This window comes from Dryocola baronae (assembly GCF_051297175.1).
Taxonomy (GTDB): domain Bacteria; phylum Pseudomonadota; class Gammaproteobacteria; order Enterobacterales; family Enterobacteriaceae; genus Dryocola.
This window is the reverse complement of the sequence record NZ_JBINNY010000001.1, coordinates 4,228,635-4,245,835: the sequence shown is the minus strand read 5'-3', so window position 1 is coordinate 4,245,835 and position 17,201 is coordinate 4,228,635. Positions and strand designations below refer to the sequence as shown.

At 54.4% G+C, this 17,201-nt stretch carries 17 protein-coding genes; 10 read left to right on the top strand and 7 right to left on the bottom strand.

Translation table 11 applies throughout. From position 1 onward, the window contains the following. Positions 1-6: 6 nt before the first annotated feature. From murC to lpxC, 6 genes are all read left to right on the top strand, one after another. On the top strand, positions 7-1,482 hold the full coding sequence (gene murC / locus ACSPHG_RS20080) for a UDP-N-acetylmuramate--L-alanine ligase (protein WP_435955236.1): 1,476 nt from the start codon (positions 7-9) through the stop codon (positions 1,480-1,482). Continuing rightward, entirely contained in the window at positions 1,475-2,395 is a 921-nt protein-coding gene (locus ACSPHG_RS20075) for a D-alanine--D-alanine ligase (RefSeq protein ID WP_435955235.1), read from the top strand. The genes murC and ACSPHG_RS20075 overlap by 8 nt, the downstream gene beginning before the upstream one ends. A 1-nt stretch (position 2,396) precedes the next feature. Continuing rightward, positions 2,397-3,233: a cell division protein FtsQ gene (gene ftsQ, locus ACSPHG_RS20070; protein WP_435955234.1), complete on the top strand. Its 837-nt coding sequence runs from the start codon at positions 2,397-2,399 to the stop codon at positions 3,231-3,233. Beyond that, the gene (gene ftsA, locus ACSPHG_RS20065) at positions 3,230-4,486 is read left to right on the top strand and encodes a cell division protein FtsA (protein WP_435955233.1); all 1,257 of its coding nucleotides are present in this window, start codon (positions 3,230-3,232) and stop codon (positions 4,484-4,486) included. The genes ftsQ and ftsA overlap by 4 nt, the downstream gene beginning before the upstream one ends. Positions 4,487-4,549: 63 nt before the next feature. Beyond that, positions 4,550-5,701, top strand: coding sequence for a cell division protein FtsZ (gene ftsZ, locus ACSPHG_RS20060; RefSeq protein WP_435955232.1), 1,152 nt, complete (start codon positions 4,550-4,552; stop codon positions 5,699-5,701). 100 nt (positions 5,702-5,801) lie between these two features. Then, the gene (gene lpxC / locus ACSPHG_RS20055; protein ID WP_435955231.1) at positions 5,802-6,719 is read left to right on the top strand and encodes a UDP-3-O-acyl-N-acetylglucosamine deacetylase; all 918 of its coding nucleotides are present in this window, start codon (positions 5,802-5,804) and stop codon (positions 6,717-6,719) included. A gap of 14 nt (positions 6,720-6,733) precedes the next feature. On the opposite strand, the gene ACSPHG_RS20050 is transcribed toward lpxC, so the two are convergent. Further along, the gene (locus tag ACSPHG_RS20050) at positions 6,734-7,243 is read right to left on the bottom strand and encodes a DUF721 domain-containing protein (protein WP_435955230.1); all 510 of its coding nucleotides are present in this window, start codon (positions 7,241-7,243) and stop codon (positions 6,734-6,736) included. Positions 7,244-7,265: 22 nt separating this feature from the next. Between ACSPHG_RS20050 and secM the strand changes: the two genes are divergently transcribed. The 3 genes from secM (at position 7,266) to mutT (ending at position 11,002) form a co-directional block, all read left to right on the top strand. Further along, positions 7,266-7,772, top strand: a complete 507-nt coding sequence (gene secM, locus ACSPHG_RS20045) for a secA translation cis-regulator SecM (RefSeq protein WP_435955229.1) — start codon at positions 7,266-7,268, stop codon at positions 7,770-7,772. A 70-nt stretch (positions 7,773-7,842) separates the two neighbouring features. Beyond that, positions 7,843-10,548, top strand: coding sequence for a preprotein translocase subunit SecA (gene secA / locus ACSPHG_RS20040; protein WP_435955227.1), 2,706 nt, complete (start codon positions 7,843-7,845; stop codon positions 10,546-10,548). A 64-nt stretch (positions 10,549-10,612) separates the two neighbouring features. Next, positions 10,613-11,002 carry an 8-oxo-dGTP diphosphatase MutT gene (gene mutT / locus ACSPHG_RS20035; protein WP_435955226.1) on the top strand — a complete coding sequence of 130 codons (390 nt, stop codon included), beginning with the start codon at positions 10,613-10,615 and terminating at the stop codon, positions 11,000-11,002. Here mutT and yacG read toward each other — a convergent pair. From yacG to coaE, 3 genes are read right to left on the bottom strand one after another with little or no spacing between them, the layout of a single operon-like run. Further along, on the bottom strand, positions 10,999-11,196 hold the full coding sequence (gene yacG / locus ACSPHG_RS20030) for a DNA gyrase inhibitor YacG (protein WP_435955225.1): 198 nt from the start codon (positions 11,194-11,196) through the stop codon (positions 10,999-11,001). The two genes, mutT and yacG, sit on opposite strands and share 4 nt — an antisense overlap. A 9-nt stretch (positions 11,197-11,205) precedes the next feature. Beyond that, positions 11,206-11,949 (bottom strand): cell division protein ZapD, encoded by a 744-nt coding sequence (gene zapD / locus ACSPHG_RS20025; protein ID WP_435955224.1) that lies wholly within the window; start codon positions 11,947-11,949, stop codon positions 11,206-11,208. Further along, the gene (gene coaE, locus ACSPHG_RS20020; RefSeq protein ID WP_435955223.1) at positions 11,949-12,569 is read right to left on the bottom strand and encodes a dephospho-CoA kinase; all 621 of its coding nucleotides are present in this window, start codon (positions 12,567-12,569) and stop codon (positions 11,949-11,951) included. The genes zapD and coaE overlap by 1 nt, the downstream gene beginning before the upstream one ends. Before the next feature lie 398 nt (positions 12,570-12,967). Here coaE and ACSPHG_RS20015 point away from each other — a divergent pair, with 398 nt between their 5' ends. Then, entirely contained in the window at positions 12,968-14,011 is a 1,044-nt protein-coding gene (locus tag ACSPHG_RS20015; protein ID WP_435955222.1) for a GMP reductase, read from the top strand. A 30-nt stretch (positions 14,012-14,041) separates the two neighbouring features. Here the strand turns inward: ACSPHG_RS20015 and hofC are convergent, their stop codons facing one another. Genes hofC through ppdD form a run of 3 tightly spaced genes read right to left on the bottom strand, consistent with a single transcriptional unit; the run spans position 14,042 to position 17,089 of the window. Beyond that, positions 14,042-15,247, bottom strand: a complete 1,206-nt coding sequence (gene hofC, locus ACSPHG_RS20010) for a protein transport protein HofC (protein WP_435955221.1) — start codon at positions 15,245-15,247, stop codon at positions 14,042-14,044. Beyond that, positions 15,240-16,625: a type II secretion system protein GspE gene (gspE, locus tag ACSPHG_RS20005; RefSeq protein ID WP_435955220.1), complete on the bottom strand. Its 1,386-nt coding sequence runs from the start codon at positions 16,623-16,625 to the stop codon at positions 15,240-15,242. Before gspE ends, hofC begins: the two co-directional genes overlap by 8 nt. Positions 16,626-16,627: 2 nt before the next feature. Then, complete coding sequence (gene ppdD, locus ACSPHG_RS20000) at positions 16,628-17,089, bottom strand: prepilin peptidase-dependent pilin (protein ID WP_435955219.1); 462 nt, start codon at positions 17,087-17,089, stop codon at positions 16,628-16,630. Between the last annotated feature and the right edge of the window lie 112 nt (positions 17,090-17,201).

Here is a 17,201-nt window from a genome sequence, read left to right as displayed (position 1 = left end):
TAGAGAATGAATACACAACAACTGGCGAAACTGCGTTCTATCGTGCCCGAGATGCGTCGCGTCCGGCACATTCACTTTGTTGGCATCGGCGGCGCCGGTATGGGCGGTATTGCCGAAGTTTTAGCCAATGAAGGTTACCAGATTAGCGGATCCGATCTGGCGCCGAACCCGGTCACGCAACAGTTGTCGGCACTGGGTGCCACTATTTATTTCAACCACCGTCCGGAGAACGTACTGGACGCCAGCGTGGTGGTAGTTTCTACGGCGATTTCTGCGGATAACCCGGAGATCGTCGCCGCCCATGAAGCGCGTATTCCGGTTATCCGTCGCGCGGAAATGCTTGCTGAATTAATGCGTTTTCGCCACGGCATCGCCATCGCGGGTACGCACGGTAAAACAACGACGACAGCGATGGTTTCCAGCATTTACGCCGAAGCGGGTCTGGATCCAACGTTTGTTAACGGCGGGCTGGTAAAGGCTGCGGGAACCCATGCACGCCTGGGCCACAGTCGTTATTTGATTGCTGAAGCGGATGAGAGCGATGCGTCGTTCCTGCATTTGCAGCCGATGGTCTCCGTTGTGACGAATATCGAAGCCGATCACATGGATACTTACCAGGGCGACTTCGAAAATTTGAAGCAGACGTTTATTAATTTTCTGCACAATTTGCCGTTTTATGGTCGTGCTGTGATGTGCGTGGACGATCCGGTAATTCGCGAGCTATTGCCGCGCGTGGGCCGTCAAACCACTACTTATGGTTTTAGCGACGACGCGGATGTACGTCTTGAGAACTATCGTCAGACAGGAGCGCAGGGGCACTTCACCATCGTGCGCCTTGACAGGCCTGAGCTGCATGTGACGCTGAATGCGCCGGGCCGCCATAACGCCCTGAACGCTGCCGCCGCCGTTGCCGTCGCAACAGAAGAAGGAATCGAAGACGAAGCGATTTTACGCGCGCTGGAAAGCTTCCAGGGTACTGGTCGTCGCTTTGATTTCCTCGGCGAATACCCGCTTGAGCCGGTAAATGGCAAAGCAGGCAGCGCCATGCTGGTGGATGATTATGGTCACCACCCAACGGAAGTGGACGCGACGATCAAAGCCGCCCGCGCGGGCTGGCCGGACAAAAATCTGGTGATGGTCTTCCAGCCGCATCGTTATACGCGTACTCGCGATTTATACGACGACTTTGCTAACGTATTGTCGCAGGTAGATTCGCTACTGATGCTGGATGTTTATGCTGCCGGGGAAGCGCCAATCCCTGGTGCTGATAGCCGCTCGCTATGCCGTACCATTCGCAGCCGTGGCAAAGTCGACCCGATTCTGGTGCCAGAAGCGAGCCAGGTTGCAGATATGCTTGCGCCGGTCTTAACAGGAAACGACCTGATTCTCGTGCAAGGTGCAGGGAACATCGGCAAAATCGCGCGCAACCTGGCTGAAATCAAATTACAGCCTCAACCTAAAGAGGAAGACCAACATGGCTGATAAAATCGCTGTCCTGTTGGGGGGCACGTCCGCCGAACGTGAGGTTTCCTTGCAGTCCGGTGCTGCCGTACTGGCTGGTTTGATAGAGGGTGGCGTCAACGCGCACGGTGTCGATCTAAAAGATACTGTCGCAACCGAGCTGAAAGCGCTGGGGTTCAACAAGATTTTCATCGCGCTGCACGGGCGCGGCGGCGAAGACGGTACGTTGCAGGGGCTTTTAGAGTTTCTGGGGCTGCCTTATACCGGCAGCGGCGTGATGGCTTCAGCTATCACGATGGATAAACTGCGCACCAAGCTGCTGTGGCAAGGTGCGGGTTTGCCGGTAGCGCCGTGGGTGGCGTTGACGCGTCGTGATATTGAATCGGGTATAGCGGCCGCAACGTCAGAACGTATTGCAGAGCTGGGTTTGCCGGTTATCGTCAAGCCTAGCCGTGAAGGTTCAAGCGTGGGGATGTCGAAGGTGGATAGCGCCGCCGCGCTGCCCGCAGCGCTGGAATTAGCCTTCAAACATGATGAAGAAGTGCTGATCGAAAAATGGTTAAGCGGGCCTGAATATACGGTGGCGATCCTCGGTGAGGAAATATTACCGTCAATTCGTATCCAACCTGCTGGAACCTTCTATGATTATGAGGCGAAGTATCTCTCTGATGAGACTCAATATTTCTGTCCGAGCGGTTTAATTGAGCAGCGCGAGCAGGAATTGCAGGCATTAGTGCTACAGGCCTGGCAGGTTTTGGGCTGTAGCGGTTGGGGTCGTGTGGACGTTATGCAGGATAGCGATGGGCAGTTTTATCTGCTGGAAGTGAACACGTCACCGGGCATGACCAGCCATAGCCTGGTGCCGATGGCGGCACGGCAGGCGGGCATGACCTTCTCCCAACTGGTAGTACGTATTCTGGAGTTGGCGGACTGATATGTCGCAAGCAGCCCTGAATGCGCGTAATCGCCAGGAAGAACCGACCAGCACCCGTCGTAGCAACGGCGGACGGCTGGCCGGGATTATCTTCCTGAGTATAGTGCTATTTACCGTGTTTATCGGCGGCTGGATTGTGGTCGGCTGGATGGAAGATGCTCAGCGTCTGCCGCTTTCCAAACTGGTGTTAACCGGCGATCGGCACTACACGCGCAATGATGATGTTCGCCAGTCCATTCTGGCGCTGGGCCCACCGGGCACCTTTATGACGCAGGATGTGAACATCATCCAGCAACAGATTGAGCGTTTGCCGTGGATCAAGCAGGCGAGCGTTAGAAAGCAGTGGCCGGACGAATTGAAGATTCATCTGGTTGAATATGTGCCCATAGCGCGTTGGAATGACCAACACATGATAGACGCGGAAGGAAATTCCTTCAGTGTTCCGGCAGAGCGTACGGGAAAGCAGACTTTACCGATGTTATCGGGCCCGGAAGGAAGTGAGGGTGAAGTGCTGCAGGGCTATCGCGCAATGGGCGAAGTGCTGGCAAAGGATAAATTCACGTTGAACGAGGCGGCGATGACCGCCCGTCGTTCCTGGCAGTTGACGCTGAATAACGGTATTAAGCTCAACCTGGGCCGGGGCGATACGATGAAACGCCTGAGTCGCTTTGTGGAACTCTATCCGGTTCTGCAGCAGCAGGGGCTGGCTGACAATAAAGTCGTCAGCTATGTCGACCTGCGGTATGACTCTGGCGCGGCGGTAGGCTGGCAGCCCGCTCCCGTACAGGAACCTAATCCTAATCAGCAACAGAATCAGGCACAGGCAGAACAACAATGATCAAGGCGACGGACAGAAAACTGGTAGTAGGACTGGAGATCGGGACCGCGAAGGTCGCCGCTTTAGTAGGGGAAGTTCTGCCCGACGGTATGGTTAATATTATCGGCGTGGGCAGTTGCCCGTCCCGGGGTATGGACAAAGGCGGCGTTAACGACCTTGAATCGGTAGTAAAGTGCGTGCAGCGCGCCATCGATCAGGCCGAACTCATGGCGGACTGCCAGATTTCTTCGGTTTACCTGGCGCTGTCCGGCAAGCACATTAGCTGCCAGAATGAAATTGGTATGGTGCCTATCTCAGAAGAAGAGGTAACGCAGGAGGACGTGGAAAACGTCGTTCATACCGCTAAGTCGGTGCGCGTGCGTGATGAACATCGCGTTCTGCACGTAATCCCGCAAGAATATGCAATCGATTATCAGGAAGGGATCAAAAATCCGGTAGGGTTATCTGGCGTGCGTATGCAGGCCAAGGTCCACTTGATCACCTGCCACAACGATATGGCGAAAAACATTGTTAAAGCCGTTGAACGATGTGGCCTGAAAGTTGACCAACTCATTTTTGCAGGCCTTGCTGCAAGCTACTCGGTATTGACCGAAGACGAACGTGAACTGGGCGTCTGCGTGGTGGATATCGGTGGTGGTACAATGGATATCGCGGTATACACTGGCGGCGCGCTGCGCCACACCAAAGTTATTCCTTATGCAGGAAATGTAGTCACCAGCGATATCGCCTATGCCTTCGGCACGCCGCCAAGCGATGCAGAAGCCATTAAAGTACGCCACGGCTGCGCGCTTGGGTCGATTGTTGGCAAAGATGAGAACGTTGAAGTGCCGAGCGTGGGTGGACGTCCGCCGCGTAGTCTGCAGCGCCAGACGCTTGCAGAGGTTATTGAGCCGCGTTACACCGAGCTGCTCAACCTGGTCAACGAAGAGATTTTGCAGTTACAAGAACAGCTTCGCCAGCAGGGTGTGAAGCACCACCTGGCGGCGGGGATTGTGTTAACCGGCGGCGCAGCACAAATTGAAGGTCTGGCAGCCTGTGCTCAGCGCGTTTTCCATACGCAGGTGCGTATCGGACAGCCGTTAAATATTACTGGCCTGACTGATTATGCCCAGGAGTCGTACTATTCGACTGCAGTCGGCTTGCTGCACTACGGGAAAGAATCTCATCTCAGTGGTGAAGCTGAAGTGGAAAAACGGACCTCTGTCGGCTCATGGTTTAAGCGAATCAACAGCTGGCTGAGAAAAGAGTTTTAAATTTTATAAGAGACCGGACAAAATTAGCGGTCTCAGGCGACAGGCACAAAACGGAGAGAAACTATGTTTGAACCTATGGAACTGACCAACGACGCGGTGATTAAAGTCATCGGCGTCGGTGGCGGCGGCGGTAATGCCGTTGAACACATGGTGCGCGAGCGCATCGAAGGCGTTGAATTCTTCGCAGTGAACACCGACGCGCAGGCGTTGCGTAAAACTGCAGTAGGCCAGACGATCCAGATTGGTAATGGCATTACCAAAGGTCTGGGCGCTGGAGCTAACCCTGAAGTAGGTCGTTCCGCAGCCGATGAAGATCGCGATGCACTGCGCGCCGCGCTTGAAGGGGCAGACATGGTGTTTATCGCCGCAGGTATGGGCGGTGGTACCGGTACAGGTGCCGCCCCTGTCGTTGCGGAAGTCGCTAAAGACCTCGGTATTCTGACCGTAGCCGTCGTGACTAAGCCTTTCAACTTCGAAGGCAAAAAGCGTATGGCGTTCGCGGAGCAGGGTATCGCCGAGCTGTCTAAGCACGTGGATTCTCTGATCACTATTCCAAACGACAAGCTGCTGAAAGTGCTTGGTCGTGGCATCTCCTTGCTCGACGCTTTTGGTGCGGCAAACGATGTGCTTAAAGGCGCAGTGCAGGGTATCGCTGAACTGATTACCCGTCCGGGCCTGATGAACGTCGACTTTGCTGACGTGCGCACCGTCATGTCCGAAATGGGTTATGCCATGATGGGCTCTGGTGTGGCAAGCGGTGAAGACCGTGCTGAAGAAGCAGCAGAAATGGCAATTTCCAGCCCGCTGCTGGAAGATATCGACCTGTCCGGCGCACGCGGCGTGCTGGTCAACATCACCGCTGGCTTTGATCTGCGTCTGGATGAGTTCGAAACCGTGGGTAACACCATCCGTGCGTTTGCTTCTGATAACGCAACCGTAGTTATCGGTACCTCTCTGGATCCAGAGATGAACGATGAGCTGCGCGTAACCGTTGTTGCTACCGGTATTGGCATGGACAAGCGTCCAGAAATCACCCTGGTGACGAACAAACAGACTCAGCAGCCTGTGATGGACCGCTATCAGCAGCACGGTATGGCGCCTCTGACTCAGGAACAAAAGCCTGCGGCCAAAGTCGTTAACGACAACACGCCACAAACAGCGAAAGAACCGGACTACCTGGATATTCCAGCATTCTTGCGTAAGCAAGCTGATTAAGAATAAACCGGAAGTTGGGCATCTCCGCTCTTTGTGCTAAACTGGCCTGCCGATTGTGATATACACTTCGGTTGGATAGGTAATTTGGCGAGATTATACGATGATCAAACAAAGGACACTTAAACGTATCGTTCAGGCGACTGGCGTCGGTTTACATACCGGCAAAAAGGTCACACTGACGTTACGCCCTGCGCCGGCAAATACCGGGGTCATCTATCGTCGCACCGACTTGAATCCTCCGGTAGATTTTCCGGCAGATGCCAAATCTGTGCGTGATACCATGCTCTGTACTTGCCTGGTGAACGAGCACGATGTGCGGATTTCTACCGTTGAGCACCTTAACGCTGCCCTGGCTGGGCTGGGTATCGACAACATTGTTATTGAAGTCGATGCGCCAGAAATCCCAATCATGGACGGTAGCGCAGCGCCATTCGTCTACCTGCTGCTTGATGCCGGGATTGATGAACTGAACTGCGCGAAGAAATTTGTGCGCGTCAAAGAGACGGTTCGTGTTGAAGACGGCGATAAATGGGCTGAATTCAAGCCGTACAATGGTTTCTCGTTGGACTTTACCATCGACTTTAACCATCCGGCGATTGATGCCAGCACCCAGCGTTACCGCATGAATTTCTCTGCGGACGCGTTTATGCGCCAGATCAGCCGCGCTCGTACTTTCGGTTTTATGCGTGATATCGAATATCTGCAGTCCCGTGGTTTGTGCCTGGGCGGCAGCTTCGATTGTGCCATCGTTGTTGACGATTATCGCGTACTGAACGAAGACGGCCTGCGTTTTGAAGATGAATTCGTTCGTCACAAAATGCTGGATGCTATCGGTGACTTGTTCATGTGTGGCCACAACATTATCGGCGCGTTTACCGCCTATAAATCTGGTCATGCGCTGAACAACAAACTGTTGCAGGCAGTTTTAGCGAAGCAGGAAGCCTGGGAATGGGCAACCTTCGAAGATGACGCTGAACTTCCGCTGGCATTCAAAGCACCTACTATGGTGCTGGCGTAACGCCTGACTCTCGATTACGACTGGTTTTTATTGGTACTCTCTCCGGCCAATGAAGCCAGTCGTTCTATTGCTGCTCTTAACTTCTCTGGGCTACGCTTCGCCACTTCTCGTAATGCCTCCGCGCTGTGCGCGCTCAATTCTCGATTTACCTCAAATTTCTTGTTTACCACCTGATTGCTGCTTTCTTGTACGGAATCCTGTCCAATTGCTGCAAGCGTTGGATTAATCCTGATGTCGATTGACGTCAATGATGGTAATATTTGTGCGCGTAATGCACTCAGCAGCGTGGATTGTTCATAGCGTAAGCGCATCAACCAGCTGGCATTCGCCGTTTCAAGTACGAGGACCCCCTGTCGGAAATTCGCGACTCGACACCAGGGGTGCAGTTGAGCAGGTAATATTCCTCTCACTGCCCGGTTTAGCCGCAGTAGGGCAGCCGCTCGCTGTTGCACATTTTGCAGCATGCTTTGAGCACCGGCGTCGTCGAAAAGATTCTCTAAAGATTGCGGGCGACTATCGCGCATACTATAAGCTCCGGCGGAAAAAGTGATTGGTATTCTAAATCGTTGGCGACAACTTGGCAGACGTTATTTCTGGCCGCATCTCCTATTGGGGATGGTCGCGGCGAGTTTTGGCATGCCTGCGTTCAGCGGAAATACCGACCATACCACTCCAGCGGAAACCTCCGCCAGCAGTCAGGACCATCTTAACCAGGTTAGCTTCGATAGCCTGGTATTATTGCAGGAAAGCACTCGTCGCCCGTCATTTAATGTGGATTACTGGCATCAGCATGCCATTCGTACCGTAATCCGCCATCTCTCTTTTGCAATGGCACCGCAAACGCTGCCGGTTGTACAAGAGAGTTTGCCGCTTCAGGCTCAGCATCTGGCTTTGTTGGATACGCTCAATGCGTTATTAACCCAGGAAAGCAAACCCCCTGTCATCGTCCGCCATATTTCTCTCTGGCAGCGTCCTGCCGTGGCGACATTCAGTACCGCTCTCTGGATTAGCCAGGTGCAGGGCATCCGCGCCGGGCCACAACGCCTCAGTTAAGCAAAAAAGTACCTTTAAATTATAACACTTTTTGTAGATCTGCTTTGTGGCAGGCGTTTGAGAATTAATTATGCTAATCAAAATGTTAACTAAAGTTTTCGGCAGTCGTAACGACCGTACCCTACGCCGTATGCGTAAAGTGGTCACCATGATCAACGGCATGGAACCACAAATGGAGAAGCTGTCCGACGATGAGCTGAAAGCTAAAACCAACGAGTTCCGTGCCCGTCTTGAAAAAGGCGAAGTGCTAGAAACCTTAATTCCTGAAGCTTTCGCCGTGGTGCGCGAAGCAAGTAAGCGCGTATTCGGCATGCGCCATTTCGACGTCCAGCTGCTGGGCGGTATGGTGCTAAACGATCGCTGCATCGCTGAAATGCGTACAGGTGAAGGTAAAACCCTGACGGCAACGCTGCCAGCATACCTCAACGCCTTAAGCGGCAAAGGTGTTCACGTGGTTACAGTGAACGACTATCTGGCCCAGCGTGATGCGGAAAATAACCGTCCGCTGTTCGAGTTCCTTGGCCTGAGCGTGGGTATCAACCTGCCGAACATGCCAGCTCCGGCCAAGCGTGAAGCTTATGCCGCAGATATCACCTACGGAACAAACAACGAATACGGCTTTGACTACCTGCGTGACAACATGGCGTTCAGCCCTGAAGAACGCGTACAGCGCAAACTGCATTACGCGCTGGTGGATGAGGTGGACTCCATCCTTATCGATGAAGCTCGTACGCCGCTTATCATCTCCGGTCCGGCTGAAGACAGCTCCGAGATGTACAAAAAAGTAAACAAGATCATCCCGCACCTGATCCGTCAGGAAAAAGAAGACTCCGACACCTTCCAGGGTGAAGGCCACTTCTCCGTGGATGAAAAATCTCGCCAGGTAAACATCACCGAGCGTGGTCTGGTGCTGGTTGAAGAACTGCTGGTTCGCGAAGGCATCATGGAGGAAGGCGAGTCGCTGTATTCTCCAACCAACATCATGCTGATGCACCACGTTACCGCCGCGCTGCGCGCACACGTGCTGTTTACTCGTGACGTTGACTACATCGTTAAAGATGGCGAAGTCATTATCGTTGATGAGCACACCGGTCGTACCATGCAGGGCCGCCGCTGGTCCGATGGTCTGCATCAGGCAGTGGAAGCCAAAGAAGGCGTTGATATCCAGAATGAGAACCAGACGCTGGCTTCCATCACCTTCCAGAACTACTTCCGTCTGTACGAGAAACTTGCCGGTATGACCGGCACCGCAGACACCGAAGCGTTCGAATTCAGCTCTATCTACAAACTCGACACTATCGTCGTTCCGACCAACCGTCCGATGATCCGTAAAGATATGCCGGATCTGGTTTACATGACCGAAATGGACAAAATCGGCGCGATTATCGAAGACATCAAAGAGCGTACGGCAAACGGCCAGCCGGTTCTGGTGGGGACAATCTCCATCGAGAAATCCGAAGTAGTTTCTGCCGAGCTGACTAAAGCGGGCATCAAGCACAACGTGCTGAACGCCAAATTCCACGCCAATGAAGCGGGCATCGTTGCACAGGCGGGTTATCCTGCTGCGGTAACAATTGCAACCAACATGGCGGGTCGTGGTACGGACATCGTGCTGGGCGGTAGCTGGCAGGCAGAAGTGGCCGAGCTGGAAGACCCTACTCCTGAGCAAATTGCGCAGATTAAAGCGGACTGGCAGAAACGCCACGAGGCGGTGCTGGCTTCCGGCGGTTTACACATCATCGGTACCGAACGCCACGAATCTCGCCGTATCGATAACCAGCTGCGTGGTCGTTCTGGTCGCCAGGGTGATGCCGGTTCTTCCCGCTTCTACCTGTCTATGGAAGATGCCCTGATGCGTATCTTCGCCTCGGATCGCGTGTCTGGCATGATGCGTAAACTGGGTATGAAACCAGGTGAGGCCATCGAGCACCCATGGGTTACCAAAGCGATTGCTAACGCACAGCGTAAAGTTGAAAGCCGTAACTTCGATATTCGTAAGCAACTGCTGGAATACGATGATGTGGCTAACGACCAGCGCCGCGCGATTTACAGCCAGCGTAATGAACTGCTGGACGTGAGTGACGTAAGCGAAACCATCAATAGCATCCGTGAAGATGTGTTCAAGACCACTATTGATGCGCACATCCCGCCGCAGTCTCTTGAAGAGATGTGGGATATTCCAGGGCTTGAAGAACGTTTGAAAAACGACTTCGACCTGGAAATGCCGATCAAAGAGTGGCTGGACAAAGAGCCGGAGCTGCATGAAGAAACGCTGCGCGAGCGTATTCTGCAAAACGCCATCGAAGTGTATCAGCGCAAAGAAGAGGTTGTTGGCGCAGAGATGATGCGTCACTTTGAAAAAGGCGTCATGCTGCAAACGCTTGATTCCCTGTGGAAAGAACACCTGGCGGCAATGGACTACCTGCGTCAGGGCATTCACCTGCGTGGCTACGCGCAGAAAGATCCGAAGCAGGAATACAAACGCGAATCCTTCTCCATGTTCGCCGCCATGCTTGAGTCGCTGAAGTACGAAGTGATCAGCACCCTGAGCAAGGTTCAGGTGCGCATGCCTGAAGAAGTAGAAGCGATGGAGCAGCAGCGCCGCGAAGAAGCAGAGCGTCTGGCGCAAATGCAGCAACTGAGCCACGTTGATGCCGAGACTCAGGCCGCACAGGAACTGGCTGGTGAAACCGGCGAGCGTAAAGTTGGCCGTAACGACCCGTGCCCGTGCGGTTCCGGTAAAAAATTCAAGCAGTGCCACGGCCGTCTGAGCTAAGCACTTAATGACTGATAAAGGCGCAGCTTGCTGCGCCTTTTCTTTATGGAGCATCTGAACAAAAATGAAACAACTGCAAATCGCCGTCGGGATCGTTCGCAATGCACAGGGCGAGATATTCATTACGCGTCGAGCCGCCGATGCGCACATGGCCAACAAGCTGGAATTTCCGGGCGGTAAAATCGAAGCAGGGGAAACGCCCGAACAGGCTCTGGTACGCGAGCTGCAGGAAGAGGTCGGGATCGCCGCGACGCGCTACGTGCAGTTTGAGAAGCTGGCCTACCAGTTCCCCGACAGGCATATCACGCTGTGGTTTTTCCTGGTAGAAGGCTGGGAAGGTGAGCCTTGGGGTAAAGAAGGGCAGCCGGGACAGTGGATACCGCAGCAGGATTTGAAAGCCGATGATTTTCCACCGGCTAACGAGCCCGTTATTAAGAAGCTTCAGCAGCCTTAAGGCTGCTCTCCTTCGCTCCAGCCATCCGTGTCAGAGAGATCGCTACTGCTCGGGATACGTTTCTCTTCTGCGGCCCATTCGCCTAGATCGATAAGCTGGCAGCGCTTGCTGCAAAACGGGCGGTAGGGGCTGGTTTCGTTCCAGATAACGGCTTTGCCGCAGCCGGGACAGTTCACAACGGTAGGTTCAGACATCTTTTCTCCTTAACAGCACGCCAGTTCAAAATCGAGGCGTTCAGGGATGGTTCCGCGCTCGCTGTCCAGCGGCAGGAAGCGGATCGCAAAACGGCTTTTATGCCCGGAAATTTGCGGGTAGAGCTGATACGCGAGATCTATCTGCAGGCGCAGCAAATCAGCGTCATCGCCGTTATCCTGGTAAAAACCGTTGAGGCTTGTCTGTTTGCGGAACGGAGCGGAATTACGAATGATATCAAGCAGCAAATCCAGGGATTGTCGCAGCGGCTGAAGGCTTGCCAGCCAAAAATTAACCTGCTCATCGCGCTGCGCCTGCGGCAGGTGGAGCCAGATGTGCAACGTCGGAAGATCGAAGCTACAGCAGCCGCCGGGAATGCTCAAGCGTTGGCGAACCAACGCAATCAAACGATCTTCACGCAGCGTTTGCCCTATACGCGGGGCGGACATCAACACGCTGCCGCGTTCTTTCAGCTGAGCGCGAAGCGAGTCAATGCGCTGCATATCAACGCCCGGCACTTCCGACCAGCTCAGCAGCTTACGCTGCTGGCGTTCAAGCTCTTTGAGAATATCCGTGCGGATTTCGCCGCGCTCAAAAACGTCCAGCAGATCGCCGATATTGCGGAAAAAGTGCAGTGCGTCAGCGCTTTCCGTAATCGGCAGCGACACTTCAAGCTGCTGGATTAAGAACTCAATGCGCAGCCAGGTGCGCATTTTTTCATTTAGTGGATGCTCAAAAAGGATCTGAGTGCTCATTATTCTTTATCCTGTTGTGCGGCCTGATGAGCCAGTTTCAGATACTGGCGATGCAGACGGTCAACATGAACAGCTACCCGATCAGGCGAGCCGTCATTATTAATCACATCATCAGCCACCGCCAGCCGCTCGTCTCGCGTCGCCTGGGCGGCAAGGATCTGCTCTGCATGCTGGCGACTGACGTTATCACGGCTGATAGTCCGTGCGATCTGTACCTCTGGGGAGACATCGACAACCAGCACGCGATCGGCTTTATGCTGTAGATGATTTTCCACCAGTAAAGGCACCACCCAGAGTACATAGGGCGAGCGGGCATGGTTGATTTCGGTTTGGGTGAGTTGGTGAATTAGCGGGTGCAACAGCTCATTCAGCCACTGCTTTTCAGCGGGGGAAGAAAAGATCTTTTCACGCAGGATCCGGCGATTCAGTGAGCCATCTGGCAGCAGGATCTCTTTTCCAAAATGTTCCGAAATAGCATTCAGTGCAGGCTGACCGGGTTCAACAACCTGCCGCGCTATCACATCGGCATCGATTACGGCGATCCCTAATCGGGCAAAAGTGTTGGCGACAGTGCTTTTTCCGCTGCCAATCCCACCCGTTAACGCCACCGTATAAACCATAAGAGCTGGACCTTAAACTTATTTTAATCAGACAGATATAGCATTTTCTTGCCTGAGATAATCAAGAGAAAAAGCGACAAAAAATGAAAGCCTTTTTCTTCCCGCTTATTCTGGCCTGTTTCTCAGGTAAATTTTAACGATTGTAGCTTAAAAAAGACTGTTTTCGCAGTCTTGCGGAGCCATTATTAGTGCGTATGATAGCGTCACTGGAGTTGGCAGCTGTACGCTCGTCATACTTCAAGCTGCAGGCGCGTTAGCTGCATTCTCTCACCCTAGTCACTTACTTAAGTAAGCTCCTGGGGGTATTCAAGAGTTTGCCGCCTTTCTGCAACTTGAATTATTTAGAGCCGTCGCCGATAACGTTCCCGCGTCCATCGCCATTACCAGGAATCCGCAACATGCGTATTGAAGAAGATTTGAAGTTAGGTTTTAAAGACGTTCTTATTCGCCCGAAACGTTCCACTTTAAAGAGCCGCTCTGACGTACAGCTAGAGCGCGAATTCACATTCAAACATTCTGGTATTGCGTGGTCTGGTGTGCCGATTATTGCGGCGAACATGGATACCGTCGGTACCTTCGCCATGGCGCAAGCGCTGGCCTCCTTTGACATCCTCACCGCGGTTCACAAACACTACACGGTAGAGCAGTGGAGCGACTTCGTGAAATCTGCTCCAGAAAGCGTGCTGCGCCATATCATGGTGTCTACCGGTACGTCTGAAGCCGACTTCACCAAAACCAAGCAGATACTGGCTTTGCACCCTGGCCTGAACTTTATCTGTATCGATGTCGCGAACGGCTATTCCGAACATTTCACCCAGTTTGTCAGCAAAGCCCGTGAAGCCTGGCCGGGCAAAACCATCTGTGCTGGTAACGTTGTGACCGGCGAGATGTGTGAAGAGCTGATTCTCTCCGGTGCCGATATCGTTAAAGTGGGCATCGGCCCTGGCTCCGTATGCACCACTCGCGTTAAAACCGGCGTTGGCTATCCCCAGCTGTCCGCAGTGATTGAATGCGCCGATGCAGCCCACGGGCTGGGCGGTCAAATCGTTAGCGACGGCGGCTGCACCGTGCCGGGCGACGTGGCTAAAGCGTTTGGCGGTGGCGCAGACTTTGTGATGCTGGGCGGTATGCTGGCAGGGCACGAAGAAAGCGGCGGCACCGTCGTTGAAGAGAACGGCGAGAAGTTCATGCTGTTCTACGGCATGAGCTCTGAATCCGCAATGACTCGCCACGTCGGCGGCGTTGCGCAGTATCGGGCAGCAGAAGGTAAAACCGTTAAGCTCCCGCTGCGTGGCCCGGTTGAGAACACCGCGCGCGACGTCCTTGGCGGCCTGCGTTCTGCCTGCACCTACGTGGGCGCTTCCCGTTTGAAAGAACTGACCAAACGCACCACCTTTATCCGCGTAGCGGAGCAGGAAAACCGCGTTTTCAATAGCCTGTAAGCTATCAATGGCGCAGCGTCCGCTGCGCCGTTATCCCCCGCTCATCGCATCCCCAAGCTGGAAAATCGGTAAATACATCGCAATCACCAGCGTGCCGATTATCATGCCAATGACCACCATCATCAGCGGCTCTAGCGCTGCGGCCAGGCTGTCCGCCAGCTCCTGCGTATGGTCATGATGCCAGATTGCAAGCTTTTCCAGCATCAGATCCAGTGCTCCAGATTCCTCCCCAATTCGGATCAGCTGTGAACACAGAGGCGTAAACCGATCAGCCTCATCCAGCGTTTGCCAGAGCGGTATACCTTCCGCAACCTGAGTGGCCATCCGTGAAATGATCTTTTTCCACAGCAGGTGCGTTAACGTCTGCTCGACCGCCGCCAGCCCTTGCAGCAGCGGAATGCCCGCCTGCTGTGAAAGCGAAAGCGTGGTGTAAATCTGGCTGAGGATTTGCCCGCGCCATAAGTTTGCCACCAGCGGTAGCTTGAGTAGCAGCTTTTGCTCGTACTCTTTCCAGTGCGGGTTACGCTGGCGCAGGGTTAGCCAACATCCCGCTAACACTATTACTGCAAGCAGCCACCATCCCCCTTGGGATGTTACCCAGCCGGAAATCGCCATCACCGCAAGCGTGATGGCCGGTAGGGGGGCATTGAACGAGCTGTATATCGCTGCAAATTCGGGCAGAACAAAGCCCATCATTCCGGCGGTCACAGCTATTGCAACAACCAGAATAAACAGCGGATAACGTAGCGCCTTTACCACCTTTTTATGCAGGCGATACAGCTGCTCCTGCTGGTCCGCCAGCCGCCGACAGCATTCATCCAGCTTGCCCGTCAGCTCGCCCATATGAACCAGCGCGACAAAAAGCGGCGGGAAAATACGTGGCCACTGGCGCAGCGCGGCAGAAAAAGGGATCCCCTGCGAAACCTGCTGCTGAATATGCTCCAGCAACGCCCGCCATTCCCGATAGGGATGCTGGTTTGCCATCAGCGCCAGCCCGTCTGCGAGAGAGATCCCCGCCTGAAGCAGCGTTGCCAGCTGGCGGAATATCTGAATTTTTTGTTGGATGTGCCAGCACCCCCGCCGGGTGCTGGCGTTCTTTTTCGCGCTCAGCAGCTGCAGCTGCTGTTCAAAAAGCCGTGCGCCCACCGCCGACAGATTGTCGGCAAGCATGGTGCCTTGGCTAATCTGCCCCTGGCCGTCGATGGCTTTCCAGTGCCAGAACGTCACGCTAGCCATGGGGAACACCCAGCACGCGATAGACCTCCTCAAGCGTGGTCAATCCTTGGGATACGGCCCGGCAGCCGCTTTCGAAGAGGGTGACCAGGCCTTGTTCACGGGCAAGCGTTTCGATTTCAGCGGCCTGCACGCCGCTCGCGATGGCCCCGCGCAGGGCGCGGTCGACAGTGAGGATTTCGAACAGCGCGGTTCGGCCATAAAACCCGCCGTAGCACCGCTCGCAGCCAACGGCCTGCAGATTGGGTAACGGAGCAGGCCATAGCTGCCTCGGTAGGGTGATATCGTCATCCAGCCGTTTTTTGCAGTGGGGACAAAGCTTGCGAACCAGCCGCTGCGCTACAACCATTTGAACGGCCGAAGCCAGCATCCAGCGTGCGATCCCCATTTGCTCAAGGCGTACGACGGTTTCAATCGTCGAGTTGGTATGCAGCGTGGAGAGCACAAGGTGCCCGGTTTGCGCCGCTTTAATGGCGATTTCTGCCGTTTCGCTATCCCTGATTTCACCGACCATAATGACATCCGGGTCCTGGCGTAACAGCGCGCGAAGGACGTTCTGAAACGTAAGCCCGGCTTTGGTATTCACCTGCGTTTGGTTGAACCCCGATAGCGGGATTTCCACCGGGTCCTCGACGCTGCACAGGTTAACACCCGCCTGATTCAGCGCGTTTAGCGCGCTGTACAGCGTGATGGTTTTACCGCTACCGGTTGGGCCGGTGACCAAAATCATACCCTGCGGATGGGTAAGCGCAGACTCGAAAGCGCTGCGGCCCTCCGGGGACATGCCCAGGGCCGCCAGTTCCAGCGGCTGTTCGGTTTGCTGGAGTAAACGCAGGACAACCTTCTCCCCGTGTCGAACGGGGAGCGTTGAAATACGAAACGAGGCCTTCCACTCCCCGGTGCTAACGTCCATCTGCCCGTCCTGCGGCAAACGGCGTTCGGCAATGTCCAGATTCCCCAGCACTTTGAGACGCGCCGTTAGCGGTGCCGCCATGCTCGCCGGCAGCAGCGGCTGCAATTGCAGTACGCCATCAATGCGCAGTCTGATCCGGTAGCGATCTTCTGCGGGTTCGAAATGGATATCCGACGCACGCACCTGAATCGCTTTTTGCAGCGTTTCGTTCAGCAGCGAAACGACGGATATACCGTTTTCTGCAACCTGCTCGTTGCCTGAGGACAGGGGCAGGTGCTTCACCTTTTCAAGGCGTTCCGCGGACCAAAACTCGACATCAACGTGCTTATCGCAGATGAAGCGCAGAGACTCAAATAGCTGCGTCGGAGGGTTAGGCGCCACGGCGATGCGTAAGCGGTTTTCATCTTCCCCAAGCAGTACCGCTTGATACTGCGCGCAGAGGGCAAGGAGCTGCTGGCGATTAGACACGATCAGCCCCCAACCGGTGCGCCGGGCGTCTGGTCGTCAAAGCGGAAAACTTCGTCACAGGATTGTTTTAGCGAGCCGTCATTTGCCACCGTACAGCTGCGGGTCCAGCCTTCAACGCCTTCGGCGTCTTTCCAGACGGGAGTGAGCGAAACCGTTAGACCGTTAAGCGTTTCCTGGCCTGTCAGGGTAACAACGCCTTTCGCCACGCTCATGCTGCCGACGTAACGCGTCCTTTTGGCAGACGGAATGCTATTGCTGCCTGCATCACAAGGCGTAATCCCGCCTCGTTCGATGGCGCACAGTTCCACCGCCGTTCTGTAGGGGACAAAGGTTTGCAGCATGTCGGTGAGCGCAGCTTTTCGCAGGTAGTTTTGGTAGGCCGGAATGCCGACGGCGCTCAGAATCGCAATGATGCCAATCACCACCATCAGCTCGATCAGGGTAAATCCTTTTTGCTTTTTCATGGGTCGCTCCTTGTTTAAAGAGGCGACACTTTCTCAGCTTGATTCAAGGCTTACGAGAAGCAAAAAAGATTTCAGGAAGGTGCTTTCCAGAGTTTTTTATGAAGTTGCAAAA